Source organism: Roseobacter sp. HKCCA2468, from assembly GCF_037805105.1.
Classification (GTDB): domain Bacteria; phylum Pseudomonadota; class Alphaproteobacteria; order Rhodobacterales; family Rhodobacteraceae; genus M30B80.
Genome location: NZ_JBBLYN010000001.1, coordinates 837,806 through 851,330 on the forward strand (window position 1 = coordinate 837,806; position 13,525 = coordinate 851,330).

At 56.1% G+C, this 13,525-nt stretch carries 13 protein-coding genes; 4 read left to right on the forward strand and 9 right to left on the reverse strand.

All coding sequences use genetic code 11. The features are described 5' to 3' along the window. The first annotated feature begins 41 nt into the window (after positions 1 to 41). Positions 42 to 470 carry an FKBP-type peptidyl-prolyl cis-trans isomerase gene (locus tag AAC620_RS04200; protein ID WP_317654331.1) on the forward strand — a complete coding sequence of 143 codons (429 nt, stop codon included), beginning with the start codon at positions 42 to 44 and terminating at the stop codon, positions 468 to 470. A gap of 138 nt (positions 471 to 608) precedes the next feature. Here the strand turns inward: AAC620_RS04200 and AAC620_RS04205 are convergent, their stop codons facing one another. The 3 genes from AAC620_RS04205 to fabA are packed head-to-tail and all read right to left on the reverse strand — an operon-like array spanning position 609 to position 3,179. Further along, the gene (locus tag AAC620_RS04205) at positions 609 to 1,397 is read right to left on the reverse strand and encodes an enoyl-ACP reductase FabI (protein ID WP_317654330.1); all 789 of its coding nucleotides are present in this window, start codon (positions 1,395 to 1,397) and stop codon (positions 609 to 611) included. Positions 1,398 to 1,403: 6 nt separating this feature from the next. Continuing rightward, positions 1,404 to 2,633 (reverse strand): beta-ketoacyl-ACP synthase I, encoded by a 1,230-nt coding sequence (gene fabB, locus AAC620_RS04210; protein ID WP_317654329.1) that lies wholly within the window; start codon positions 2,631 to 2,633, stop codon positions 1,404 to 1,406. A 36-nt stretch (positions 2,634 to 2,669) separates the two neighbouring features. Next, positions 2,670 to 3,179, reverse strand: coding sequence for a bifunctional 3-hydroxydecanoyl-ACP dehydratase/trans-2-decenoyl-ACP isomerase (fabA, locus tag AAC620_RS04215; protein ID WP_317654328.1), 510 nt, complete (start codon positions 3,177 to 3,179; stop codon positions 2,670 to 2,672). Positions 3,180 to 3,434: 255 nt separating this feature from the next. On the opposite strand from fabA, the gene irrA reads away from it, so the two are divergent. Continuing rightward, the gene (irrA, locus tag AAC620_RS04220; protein ID WP_317655772.1) at positions 3,435 to 3,869 is read left to right on the forward strand and encodes an iron response transcriptional regulator IrrA; all 435 of its coding nucleotides are present in this window, start codon (positions 3,435 to 3,437) and stop codon (positions 3,867 to 3,869) included. A gap of 25 nt (positions 3,870 to 3,894) precedes the next feature. Here irrA and AAC620_RS04225 read toward each other — a convergent pair whose 3' ends face one another. The 6 genes from AAC620_RS04225 to AAC620_RS04250 form a co-directional block, all read right to left on the reverse strand. Next, positions 3,895 to 5,610, reverse strand: a complete 1,716-nt coding sequence (locus AAC620_RS04225; protein WP_340242915.1) for a SulP family inorganic anion transporter — start codon at positions 5,608 to 5,610, stop codon at positions 3,895 to 3,897. 105 nt (positions 5,611 to 5,715) lie between these two features. Continuing rightward, on the reverse strand, positions 5,716 to 7,389 hold the full coding sequence (locus tag AAC620_RS04230) for a TIGR01244 family sulfur transferase (RefSeq protein ID WP_340242916.1): 1,674 nt from the start codon (positions 7,387 to 7,389) through the stop codon (positions 5,716 to 5,718). Between the two features lie 53 nt (positions 7,390 to 7,442). Then, positions 7,443 to 8,327 (reverse strand): MBL fold metallo-hydrolase, encoded by an 885-nt coding sequence (locus AAC620_RS04235; RefSeq protein WP_317654325.1) that lies wholly within the window; start codon positions 8,325 to 8,327, stop codon positions 7,443 to 7,445. A gap of 30 nt (positions 8,328 to 8,357) precedes the next feature. Then, on the reverse strand, positions 8,358 to 8,810 hold the full coding sequence (locus tag AAC620_RS04240) for a YeeE/YedE family protein (RefSeq protein WP_340242917.1): 453 nt from the start codon (positions 8,808 to 8,810) through the stop codon (positions 8,358 to 8,360). A gap of 4 nt (positions 8,811 to 8,814) precedes the next feature. Further along, positions 8,815 to 9,246: a YeeE/YedE family protein gene (locus AAC620_RS04245; protein ID WP_317654323.1), complete on the reverse strand. Its 432-nt coding sequence runs from the start codon at positions 9,244 to 9,246 to the stop codon at positions 8,815 to 8,817. A 177-nt stretch (positions 9,247 to 9,423) separates the two neighbouring features. Then, positions 9,424 to 10,101: a Crp/Fnr family transcriptional regulator gene (locus tag AAC620_RS04250; protein WP_317654322.1), complete on the reverse strand. Its 678-nt coding sequence runs from the start codon at positions 10,099 to 10,101 to the stop codon at positions 9,424 to 9,426. 130 nt (positions 10,102 to 10,231) lie between these two features. Between AAC620_RS04250 and AAC620_RS04255 the strand changes: the two genes are divergently transcribed. After that, entirely contained in the window at positions 10,232 to 12,166 is a 1,935-nt protein-coding gene (locus AAC620_RS04255; protein ID WP_340242918.1) for a sensor histidine kinase, read from the forward strand. Continuing rightward, positions 12,163 to 13,518, forward strand: a complete 1,356-nt coding sequence (locus AAC620_RS04260) for a sigma-54-dependent transcriptional regulator (RefSeq protein WP_340242919.1) — start codon at positions 12,163 to 12,165, stop codon at positions 13,516 to 13,518. The genes AAC620_RS04255 and AAC620_RS04260 overlap by 4 nt, the downstream gene beginning before the upstream one ends. Positions 13,519 to 13,525 lie beyond the last annotated feature (7 nt).

Sequence of the window (13,525 nt, forward strand, 5' to 3'; positions counted from 1 at the left end):
CCCGTGACATTCATTTCCCCCAAATATCCGAAAGGACAGCCATGACGCAGGCGAAAGCAGGCGATACAGTCGCCATTCATTACACAGGCACCTTGGCCGATGGCAGCCAATTTGACAGTTCCGAAGGGCGCGATCCGCTGCGCTTTACGCTTGGCTCAGGTCAGATCATCGCAGGTCTAGACGCGGCCATCACGGGCATGAGCCAAGGCGAAAAGAAATCGGTGACCATCGCCGCGGCTGAGGCCTATGGCGACCACCGCCCCGAGGCGGTTCAGGCGGTGCCACGGGCGCAAATCCCTGCTGAAATCCCCCTTGAAGTGGGTGGCGGCCTGCAAGTGCAAACCCCAGACGGCCAGACGATCCCCGTCACAGTGACCTCCGTCACCGATGAGGAAGTCACCCTAGACGCAAACCACCCGTTGGCAGGCAAGGATTTGACCTTTGCGGTGGAATTGGTCGAAATCGCCTAAATTAGGCTGATGAGAAAAACAAAACCGCCCCCAGATGCAGGGGCGGTTTTTTAATGCGGCGCGCCGTTTCTAACGCGGATCAAAATCAGCCAAAGAGCGGCCCAAAACCCGCCCGAGCCGATCATATTTTGGCCTTCGTCACAGATTCTCCGGCTGCGCCATGCCCAGAACGTGGTAGCCACCATCCACGCGCACAATCTCGCCCGTGGTGCAGGCCCCATAGTCAGAGGCGAGGTAGACCGCCGTTCCCCCAACCGCCTCAAGCGTTGCGTTGGCGCGCAAAGGTGCGTTCATCTCTGTCGTCTTAAAGGTTTTCCGCGCGCCGCCAATCGCGGCCCCTGCCAAGGTTTTCATTGGGCCCGGGCTGATGGCATTGACGCGGATATTTTGCGGGCCAAGGTCATTGGCCAAGTAGCGCACGGCACTTTCCAAGGCCGCCTTGGCCACGCCCATCACGTTGTAAAATGGCGTCACGCGGTTTGACCCTTGATAGGTCAGCGTCAACAATGTGCCACCCTCAGGCATCAATTCCGATGCGCGGCGGGCGACATCAATGAACGAGTAGCAAGAGATCTCCAAGGAATTAGAGAAATTCGCACGGCTTGTATCGGAAAACCGCCCCGTCAATTCGGACTTATCCGAAAAAGCGATGGCATGAACCACGAAATCGAGTGTGCCCCATTTCTCTTTGAGTGACGCAAATGCCGCCTCCATCGAGGCATCATCGGTCACATCAACATCAATCAAAATGTCCGACCCAACGGATGCGGCAAGCGGTTCGACCCGCTTGCCAAAGGCTTCGCCCTGATAGCTAAAGGCAAGCTCTGCACCCTCATCTGCCATGGCCTTGGCGATGCCCCATGCGATAGAGCGATCATTCGCGACCCCCATAATCAGGCCGCGCTTACCCTTCATCAAATCCGCCATAATCCCCTACCCCCGATAGCGCGACAACAGCATCGAGCCATTGGTGCCGCCAAAGCCAAATGAATTGGTCATCACCGTATCCAGATTTGCCGCCTCAACAAGTGTGGTGGCAATCTCACTGGGGTGCAAATTGGGATCAAGGGTTTCTACATTGATCGAAGGCGCAATGAAATCTTGGTCCAACATCAGCAAGCAATAGATCGCTTCCTGCGCGCCAGTGGCCCCTTGGCTGTGGCCTGTCATGGATTTAGTCGAGGAAATTGGCGGGGTCTGACCTTCGCCAAAGACGCGGCGCACCGCCTGAACCTCGCCCACATCCCCCACGGGTGTGGATGTGCCATGCGCATTGATATAGCTGATCTTGCGCCCCTCAGGCAGGGATTGCAGCGCAAGACGCATCGCGCGCTCTCCCCCCTCGCCCGATGGGGCAACCATGTCATGCCCATCCGATGTTGCGGCAAATCCCGTGACCTCGGCATAAATTTTGGCCCCGCGCGCCAGCGCGTGATCAAGGCTTTCCAACACAACGATGCCGCCGCCCCCTGCAATCACGAAACCATCACGGTCTGCATCAAAGGCGCGGCTCGCTTTTGTGGGTGTGTCATTATATTTTGAGGACATCGCCCCCATGGCGTCAAAGAGACAAGACAAGGTCCAATCCAATTCTTCCGCGCCACCTGCAAACATCACATCTTGCTTGCCCATCATGATTTGTTCAGCCGCGACCCCGATGCAATGCAAACTGGTCGAACAGGCCGAGGTGATCGAATAGTTGATCCCCTTGATCTGATAAGCGGTCGAAAGATTTGCCGAGATGGTGGAGGACATACATTTGGGCACGGCAAACGGCCCAATACGCTTGGTTGCGCCCGAATTCAGCACTGTTTGATGCGCAGCCAACATGGCACTGGTGGATGGCCCGCCTGAGCCTGCGATCAGACCTGTGCGTTCATTCACAACTTCGGCCTCAGACAGGCCTGCATCCGAAATTGCTTGCGCCATCGCGATATGCGCATAAGCGGCGCCCGGCCCCATAAAGCGCAAGGCGCGTTTATCGACATGTTCGGTCACATCAATTTTCAGCGTGCCCGAGACATGGCTGCGAAACCCGCGCTCGGCCATGTCAGGGTTGAATTCAACCCCAGACTGCCCCGCTTTCAAAGCTGCGGAAACCTCTTGGGCATTATTCCCGATGGGTGAGACAATGCCCAATCCCGTAACGACAACGCGGCGCATTCAAAGCTCCTTCTTGCGTATTCGAACCGCTTCCAATCAGCTTTCTGAAAGCGCGACTTTCATATCTTTGACTTGGTAAATCACCTCACCATCGGCCTCAACCCGACCATCGGCGACACCCATTGTCAGACGCCGTGTTTGCACGGCTTTGGTGAAATCTATATGATAGGTCAGCATTTTGCGATCAGGGCGCACCATACCCGTCAGCTTTACCTCACCCACGCCAAGCGCATATCCGCGCCCCTGCCAACCGCGCCAACCAAGGTTGAAGCCCGTCAATTGCCACAGGCCATCAAGGCCAAGGCAGCCCGGCATGATTGGGTTATTAGGAAAATGGCAGTCGAAAAACCAAAGATCTGGCTTGATGTCGAATTCTGCAACCACATGACCCTTGCCATGCGCGCCGCCATCTTCGGAAATATCGGTGATGCGATCCATCATCAGCATTGGGGGCTCGGGCAATTGCGCGTTGCCAGGCCCAAACAATTCGCCGCGCGCGCATTTCAATAGATCATCTCTGTCAAAGCGTGTCGGATATTGCGACATATGCTCTGCCTCCCCTGCTTATTTTTGCCGAGCACCCGCGAGGGGCGGCCTGTCCGATCGTGTGTATTCGACTTACCATTGCGTTTGCACCCCATGCAAGGGCAGCACGCAGCAAAGGTAACGATTTTGCGACAGCTTGCCTAAGGTTTTTTCCTGCGACTTGGCATCCAACTGCGTCAATTTCGACAAACGAATTGAAAAACCTACGCCTTAGGGCATATATTGCAATCAGAACTCGCAGGACATTGACCAATGATGACACCCGAAGCCCTAGAGCGCAGCACAAACTGGCTGGCACAGGCGGCGCTCCGCCCGACCCGTCAGCGCCTTTCGCTTGCAACTTTGTTGGTGGGGGATGGTCATCATCGCCATGTGACGGCTGAAGGCTTGCATGCAGCAACCCAAGCAGCGGGTGATCCAGTGTCCCTTGCGACCGTCTACAACACCTTGCGGGCCTTTTGCGATGCGGGGCTGATGCGCGAGGTGATCGTGGATGGCGCGCGCAGTTATTTCGACACCCGCATGGATGACCATCCGCATTTCTTCATGGAAGAAACAGGTCAGCTTGAAGATGCGCCTGCGGGCCAGTTAAAGGTCACGGCCCTACCCGATTTGCCTGAGGGCTATGAAATATCCAAATTGGATGTCGTGATCCGTCTGCGTAAAACCCCAGCACAAGCGGCGGAGTAATCCCCCGCCGCCCTGAGGCACGCTGTCATGCTTTGCCCGAGAGTTTGACCCACGCATCATATTGCGACAGGAACAATTCGCCTGACAATTCATCCAGAAAATGACTGCGCTTGAGGCGGTCAGTGACAGGCCCTTTCACTTCGGACATATGAAGCCGCACGCCCATGTCACTGAGGCGCGTATTCAACGCCTCAAGGGTTTCTAGTGCGGACATATCAATCTCGTTCACCGCAGAACACATCAGCACCACATCCTTGATCGGGCAATCCTCGACCACGCGATCCAGCACCAAATCCTCAAGGAAGCGGGCATTAGCAAAGTAAAGCGACTCGTCAATCCGAATGGCCAAAAGGCTATCCGCCGTCTCAACCTTGTGGCGGTTGATATTGCGAAAATGCTGTGTTCCCGGAACAAGACCCACTTCGGCGACATGGGGGCGCGAGGTTTTGTAAAGGTGCAGCAAGATTGACAAAATCACCCCTGCCGAAACCCCCGTCTCAACGCCAAAGCCCAAGGTCAACACAATGGTTGCAGCCACCGCCGCAAAATCGGCAAAGGAATAGCCCCATGTTTTTTTCAAAATTGATAAATCGACAAGGCTCAGCACCGCGACAATGATTGTGGCCGCAAGCGTGGCTTTGGGGAGGAAAAACACCAATGGCGTCAATGCCACGGCCGCAATGGCCAACCCCACCGCCGTATAAGCCCCTGCCGCTGGTGTCTCAGCCCCTGCATCAAAATTGACCACCGAACGGGCGAAACCACCCGTCACAGGATAGCCCCCCGTAAAGGCCGCGCCCAAATTGGCCGCACCAAGGCCAATCAATTCTTGGTCGGGATTGATGCGCTGCCGCTTTTTGGCGGCAAGGGTCTGTGCCACCGAAATCGATTCAACAAACCCAATAATCGAGATCAACAGCGCGGGCACAAACAATTGCCCCAACAGTGCTGGCGACAGGTCAGGCAGGGTCAAGGGCGGCAGGCTTTGGGGCACATCCCCCACAATCGCAACGCCGTGATCCGCCAACCCAAAGGCCCAAGTGGCAAGCGTTGTCACAACAACGGCCGCAACAGGCCCCGCTTTTTGCGCAATATCTGCCATGCGCGGCGCCATTCCCATGGCCAAAAGCCGCGGCTTTAGGCCCTTGCGCACCCAAAACAGAAACGCGGTTGCCGACACACCAATCACCACAGTGATCGGGTTGATCTGGCCAAGATGCTCGACCAAGGAAATGACCATCTCAACCAATGTATGGCCGCTGGCCTGCACCCCGATGATATGTTTGAACTGGCTTGCCGCAATCAAGATGCCAGAGGCGGTGATAAACCCTGCAATCACAGGATGGCTGAGGAAATTGGCCAAGAAGCCGAGGCGGAAAATGCCCAAAAACAGCAGCATCGCGCCCGATAACATCGCAAGGCTTAAGGCCGCCATGGCATAGCCCATTGTGCCCGCCTCGGCGACCTGTCCAACGGCAGCAGCGGTCATCAAGGACACAACCGCCACAGGCCCCACCGCCAAAGCGCGGCTTGTGCCGAAAATAGCATAAAGAATGATGGGCGCGATCGAGGCATAAATCCCCGCCTCAGGCGGCAAGCCTGCCAAAAGCGCATAAGCCAGCGATTGCGGGATCAGCATGATCGTCACGATCACCGCCGCAATCATATCATTGGAAAAGGCGTTAGAATTATATGTCCGCCCCCAATCAAGGACGGGGAGGTAACGGGAGAGCTTCTTCATGGGACAATTGCCTGTCGTCTAGCGGTAGGGTTTTGGCACGCGGCACGCTAGGTGTCGTGGCAGTTTAGCGGTCAGGGCCAGACGCGGCCCTGACCAATCTCATCCTCAGCTTGCGCTGATCTTTTCAGGCTTCACCATCCATTCGCGGCCCTTGAGCATACCTTTCCAATAGAAAGGCGGCAGGAAGCTTTCCTTCAGCCACCATGCAAGGCGCGAGGGTTTTGTGCCGTCAATCAACAGTTTCGGGAAGGAGGGCAGCAGCGCCCCACCATACCCAAATTCGGCCAAAACGATTTTGCCACGCTCAACCGTCAACGGGCAGGAGCCATAGCCATTATATTGGGCGGTGGCGCTGCGGCCATTGATGTCATCGACCACGTTTTGCGCGACCACAGGGGCCTGCATCCGCGCCGCCGCAGCGGTTTTTGCATTTGGCGCGTTCATCACATCGCCCAATGACCAGATATTGTCATAGGTTTTATGACGCAGCGTGGCTTGATCCACATCGACCCATCCCGCCGCGTCAGCCAAAGGCGAGACGCGAATGAAATCGGGTGCGATCTGCGGCGGCACGACATGGATCATGTCGAATTCCACCTCCACCTCAGTGGGCGTGGTGTCGGGCTTGGCCACAGTGAACCACGCCTTTTTCGCCTCCCCATCAATCGCCTTGAGATTGTGAAAGAAGTTCAGATTGGCGCCGTATTTTTGCACATAGCCCTCAAGCGCGGGGACGTAATCCTTGACCCCGAACAAAACGCCACCTGCATTCATGAAATCAATCGAGATGTCCTTGAGCACGCCCGCGCGCGTCCAATGATCCCCAGAGAGATACATCGCTTTTTGTGGCGCGCCTGCGCATTTGATGGGCATGGGGGGCTGCGTAAAGATTGCGCGCCCTTCCTTCATGTTCTTGACGAGGTTCCATGTGTAAGGCGCTAAATCATAACGATAATTTGAGGTCACGCCATTCTTGCCAAGCGTGGCTTCCAAGCCCTCAACCCGATCCCATGCCAGTTTCAAACCAGGTGCCACGATCAGGCGTTTGTATTTAACCACCCGACAGCCATCAAGGATCACGGAATCATCTTTGGGTTCAAAGGCCGCAACGGCGGATTTGATCCATGTGACCCCGCGTGGGATCAAGCCGCCCATGGTTTTGGCCGTGTCAGAGGCTTCAAAGATGCCCCCGCCCACCATTGTCCAACCGGGTTGATAGTAATGGATATCTGCGGGATCAATCACAGCAATATCAAGCGATGATTTGCGCGATTTGAGAGAGGCCGCAACAGCAAGCCCTGCCGCCCCGCCGCCTACGATGACGATGTCATAACTTGCATCTGCGCGATCTGTTGGGGTTTTGCCGCCATTGGCAATGCGGCGCACAACGCCCCCCATATCATAGCCCGCCGCCTTGGTGGCCGCCAAAATATCGGCAACTGACATTCGATTGGCTTGCGAGAGTGACCACAAAGTGGCCGAGCGCGTGCCCGTGCGGCAATAGGCCAAAATGGGACGCGGCAATTCCTGCATTGCCGCGCCAAAATCTGCTGCATCTTGGTCAGACACTTTGCCCGACACAATCGGCAGATTGCGGATTTCAAGACCTGCCTTTTTAGCAGCCGCCTCGATTTCCGAAAAATTCGGCTGATCCGCCGCCTCGCCATCAGGGCGGTTGCAGATCAAAGCGCGAAAGCCCTGATCTGCCAATTTCTGCACCTCATCAGGCGTGATTTGCGGTGCAACCGAAATCTCGGCATTGATGGTCTTGATTTCCATTGTCGTTCCTCCCTCCGAAAAACGGAGACTGTTGGCTTATGATAGCGAGACGCTCAAAGTGTGTTCAAAGGCACCTTGAGCATCGGACGGCCATCCTTGTCTGTCGGGATGTCGCCTGCGCGCATATTCACCTGCAATGAGGGAATAATCAATTTCGGCATATCAAGCTGCGCGTCACGCTCGGTGCGGAACTTGATAAATTCCTCGCGTGTCTTGCCCTCGCCCACGTGGATATTGTGCTTTTTCTCATCACCCACTGTGGTTTCCCACTCGATATTGCGGCCATTGGGGCCGTAATCATGGCACATAAAGAGACGCATCTCATCGGGCAGAGCCAAAACTTTCTGAATGCTGTCATAAAGCGTGCCTGCGTCCCCGCCTGGGAAATCCGCCCGCGCAGAGCCGCCATCAGGCATGAACAGCGTGTCGCCCACAAAGGCCGCATTCCCAACCACATGGGTCATGCAAGCGGGCGTGTGGCCAGGGGTGTAGATTGCAAAGGCACGTAGACCCCCGATCTCGTAGACATCGCCATCCTTAAAGAGCGCGTCAAACTGGCTGCCATCGCGCTGGAATTCAGTGCCTTCGTTGAACACTTTGCCGAAGGTTTCCTGAACGGTGATGATATTTTCACCAATGCCGATTTTCCCACCAAGTTTTTCTTGGATATAAGGTGCGGCCGACAGGTGATCAGCGTGAACATGGGTCTCAATCAGCCATTCAACTTTGAGGCCCTTTTCCTTGACATAGGAGATAATCGCATCGGCATTTTCATAGGAAATCTTGCCCGCCGCATAGTCGATATCCATAACGCTATCGACAATCGCGCAGGAATTGGAATTGGGATCTTTGACCACATAGGAGATTGTATTGGTCGCAGGATCAAAGAACGGCTCAACCTCGGGCTGAACATTCATATTTACGGGGAAGGTGGTCATTTTCTTGCTCCTTAAAGACGATCGTTTCAGTCAGGCGCGTTTCACATTTGAATTCAGTTCGGCATTTTGACGCGCCGCTATGATGGCGCGGGCTACGAAAATACCGACAAGCATTGCGGCGACAAAGGCCAAGACATCGAGGCGGCCAGTGCCGATTGCGGGCAAGGCGCCGCCAGGGCAAAAGCCTGCAATACCCCACCCCACCCCAAACAAGGCTGAGCCACCCAAGAGGCGCGCGTCCAATTTGCTTGCGGTTGGTAGGGCAAATTTACCCTCAAAAATAGGGCCAGAAGGGCGCGGCAGAACCAAGCGATACCCGATAAAGGTGACAAGCAAAGCACCGCCCATCACAAAGGCAAGGCTTGGATCCCAACTGCCCGCAACGTCAAAGAAGTTGATCACTTTTGCGGGGTTAGACATGCCCGAAAGCGAAATGCCGAGGCCGAAAATCAGGCCGATGATATATGTTGAAATATAGCGCATCAGATCAGCCTCCGATCACGTGGCGGATCACGAAAACAGTGATCGCGGTGGTTGCCATGAATGTTAAAGTTGCGGAGATTGACCGCTTGGACAGGCGCGCCATGCCGCAAACGCCGTGGCCCGAGGTGCAGCCAGAGCCAAAGGTGACGCCAAGTCCCACGATAAAGCCACCGATCAAAAGCATCGGCATCGAGGCGGGCACGCTGATTTCGGGCATCTCGCCGCGCAAAAAGAAATGTGCCGCAGGGCCAGTGATCATGCCCAACATCAAGGCCGCGCGCCAAGAAAAGTCGCTGCGGCTGGCAGGCGCCAAAACGCCCGTTAAAATGCCTGTGGCCCCCATGACGCGACCCAAGGTCAGCATCAACAGAACGGCCGAGAGGCCGATCAAAATACCGCCAGTGGCGGAAAGAAGTGGTGTAAATTCGGTTTCCATCTTACGTCCATATGTCTGCGCGTAAAATCAAGGCCTGAGAGATTCGCCCTTATTTTATGCGTGATTAAGCTGGTTACGTTGTTCGCTGGAAATCTATCTACAAAATACCACCCGCGCTGACAGTGATGTAGTCACATAAGCCAAAAATTTTTTGAGGTTACGAATAGCAACCCGCGCTTAATGCTCGGAACGCGCCAGTTTTTCGATGTCGCCACGCGCCTCAATTTTGATCTGCCCCCGTGACAGGCTGATCCAACCGCGGCGCTGAAATTCGGCCAGTTGACGGGAAATGACCTCGCGCGCGGTGCCAAGTTCGGCTGCCATTTGCTGATGGGTGGCTTGGATCAGATCATCCTTGGCCAAATCCAAAATCCGCTGTGCAAGGCGGATGTCCACGCGGCGAAATGCGATTTCTTCGATCACATGGAACAAATCGGTCATGCGCCGCGAATAGGCGGAAAACACGAAAGTGCGGAAACTTTCGGATTGGCTGATTAGATCATCAAAAACGCTGCGCGGGATCGCAACCGCCTCAACCGCCGTTTCGGCGATACCTTCGGCCGAGTAATCCTCATAGGCCAAAAGACAGGCCGAGGTCATCACACAGCTTTCCCCCGCATTGACCCGATAAAGAACCACCTCGCGCCCTGTTTCGGATGTTTGCTGCACGCGCACTGTGCCCTCAAGTAACAAAAGCAAGTTTTCAGGCCGCTTTCCTGGCCCGAAAATGACCGTTCCCTCGCGAATGGAAATCGTGGTCGCGCGCGCGGTCAGCACATCGCGCACCCGCGGCTCTAGCCGCGAAAGACCTGTAAATCGGTCAATCCAAGAGGCGCCTGCTGGCATCACATTCATCGCGCATCGTCCTTTTTGCTTGCGCCTATCATAAGTGGAACCACCTGCGGATCAAAGCGAAATCGCGGATTGCAAACATCGGCTAACAGACACTGGTCATGGGCGCAAAAATCAGCACATACTGCGCGTCATGGTGACAGCATCCACTCAAAAAACCCGCCCTCTGGGCAACAGCGCCAAGCGCCCTCGGCGCAATTTGGCGGCTTTGGCCTTGGTGGTTATGGTTTCGCTTGCCCTCAGCGTGGCCGCCCTGCCCCAGATTGAAGAGCGTTTGATGGGCGGTCGCCTGCGTCAGGATGAGGCCACAATGCGCCTTGTGACCGAGGTCATCCGTGGCGCGCTGTCGCGCACCGAAGCCCTGCCCGCCTTGATCGCAGAGCGCCCCATTTTACGCGACATTTTGCGCGACCCTGACAACACAGGACTTTTGCCCTTCGCCAATGAGCAGCTGCGCCAAACCGCGCTGTCGCTTGATATTTCAGATATCTATGTGATGGATACGTTCGGCACGACCATTGCCGCATCAAATTATCGGTTGGATCGCTCATTCATTGGGCAAAATTTCCGCTTTCGCCCCTATTTCACCGATGCCCTTGATAATGGGATTGGACGCTATCACGCGCTCGGCACGACATCGGGGCAACGCGGCTATTACTTTGCCGCGCCAATTTTTGACGGCACGCGGATCTTGGGTGTTGTGGCGGTGAAGATCACGCTTGACCGCTTTGAGGCGGCGTGGCGCGACAGTGACTCGCGCATCTTCGTGACGGATCAACATGGGGTGATTTTCATGGCGGATCGGTCGGATTGGCTGTTCCGCACGCTTGGCCCCTTGAGCGAAGCCGCGCTTGAGGAAATCCAAAGCACCCGCCAATATCCGATCACCTTGCTTACCCCCCTCAGCCTGCGGCGCGAGGCCGTGAGCCTGTCTGATTTTCGCAGCAACGCCCTGACCCGCATGGTCATCACCACATCAGATCAAGGGCCAGAACAGCGCCAAGCCTTTTTGGCGCAGCAATCCTTGATTGCCTCGGCTGGGTGGCGGGTGAATATCCTGACGCCATCAGGTTCGGCCCGCACCGAGGCTTTGGGGCTTTTGGCGATTTTGTGGCTGGTGATCCTGATTGCGGGACTATCGGCGGCCATTCTGTTACAGCGCCGCGCACAGTTGCTCGAACGCATCGCAGCCCAGCGCGAATTGGCCGAAACCCTTGAGGCGCGGGTGCGGGAGCGCACCCGTGACTTAAACAGTGCCAACACTCAATTGCGCCAGGAGGTTGAGGAACGCACCCGCACCGAAGACCGCCTTCGCCAAACCCAAGCCGAATTGGTGCAGGCGGGCAAATTGGCGGCTTTGGGGCAAATGTCGGCGGCCCTTAGCCATGAATTCAACCAACCCCTTGCTGCGGTGAAATCCTATGCGGAGAATGCCGCGACCTTTTTGGACCGGGGCCGCGGGGATGAGGCGCGCGAGAACATCACCCGTATCTCGCATATGGCGGATCGGATGGCGTCTATCTCGAAACATCTGCGCAATTTCGCACGCCGCCCGCAAGATCAGTTGCGCGATATTCCATTGCGCGCGGTGATCCGTGACGCGCTTGATTTGCTCGATCCAAGGCTGCGGCGTGCAAAGGTAGATTTGATCCTAGACATGCCGCCTGAGGACGATGAGATCATGGTTGTGGGCGGGCGCGTGCGGCTGCAGCAGGTCTTGGTGAATCTGCTGTCAAATGCGCTGGATGCCATGGCGGATGTCAGCGCCCCGATTTTGCACCTTTCTGTGACCGATGAGGCAGACGATATGATTGCCCTGCGGTTGCGCGATCAGGGGCATGGCCTGTCGCAAGATGCGCAAGCGCAATTGTTTGACCCGTTTTTCACCACCAAAGAGGTCGGACAGGGTCTTGGGCTTGGCCTATCAATTTCCTACAATATCATTCGTGACTTCGGCGGCCGCATTGAGGCGCGAAACCACCCAGAGGGGGGCGCGGAGTTCAGTTTGCATCTGCGCAAAGCCGCGCCAGAAACGCCATCGGCGCCAAGGGAAATGAAAAAAGCATGACCGAAACGCAGACCATCAAGAACGGCATGATCTATTTCGTGGATGACGAGGAAGACCTGCGGGTTGCTGCAAAGCAAACGCTGCACTTGGCGGATCTTGATGTGATCTGCTTTGAAACGGGTGAAGAGGCGCTTGCCCATATCGCACGCGATGGTGATGCGATCCTGATTACCGATATTCGTATGGCAGGCATGGACGGGATCACCCTGATGAACCGCGCCTTAGAGATTGACCCAGAATTTCCTGTGATCCTTGTGACAGGGCATGGCGATATCGAATTGGCGGTCAAATCCATGCAGCAAGGCGCCTATGATTTTCACGAAAAACCCTATGACCCAAAGCGTCTGGTCGATAGCGCGCGGCGCGCCTTGGAAAAGCGGCGTTTGACGATTGAGAACCGCGCCTTGCGCCGCGAGGTGGGGCAGCGCGACCCAGTCGAGGCGCGCCTGACAGGGCGGGCCAAGAATATGGTGCAGTTGCGCGCGGAACTGCGGGCCATCGCCGCGACCGAAGCCGATGTTCTGATCGAAGGTGAAACAGGCACGGGAAAGGAGGTGGCGGCCCGCGCCATCCATCGCATGTCCCCCCGCCAAAGCGGGCCCTTTGTTCATATCAACTGCGCCGCACTGCCCGCAGCCCTCATTGAAAGCGAATTGTTTGGCCATGAGGCGGGTGCCTTTGCGGGTGCGATGCGACCCCGCTACGGAAAGTTTGAGCATGGGCGCGGCGGCACGGTCTTTTTGGATGAGATCGACAGCCTCCCCCTTGAACTGCAAGCCAAGCTTTTGACCGCGATCCAGAACCGCGTCATCACGCGCCTTGGATCAAATGAACCGATTGATTTGGATCTGCGGTTCATTGCGGCCTCTAAGGTTGATCTGGCACAGGCGGCCGAGATTGGCACGTTTCGCGCAGATCTTCTCTATCGGTTGAATGTCACAAGCCTGCGGATGCCCCCCCTTTCAGAACGGCGCGAGGATATTCCGCGCCTCTTTATGGATCTCGTGGGGCAAGCGGCAGCACGCTATAAAATCAATCCCCCGCAGGTTCCTGGCGCGGTTTTAGACGCACTTGTTGCGCGGGATTGGCCTGGAAATGTGCGCGAATTGCGTAATATGGCGGATCGGTTTGTTTTGGGGTTGGATTTGGGTTTGGCGACACCCGATGCCGCCGCGCCCGAACAGGGGCTCGCTGTGCAAATGGCGCAATATGAGCGCAGTCTTATTGCGGCGGCCTTGGTGCGCTATGGCGGCAGCCTCAAGGCCACCTATGAGGGATTGGGGCTAAGCCGCAAAGCCCTGTATGAAAAGATGCAGAAACACGGGCTTGATAAAGGGGATTTCACCGAATAGCCCCGCG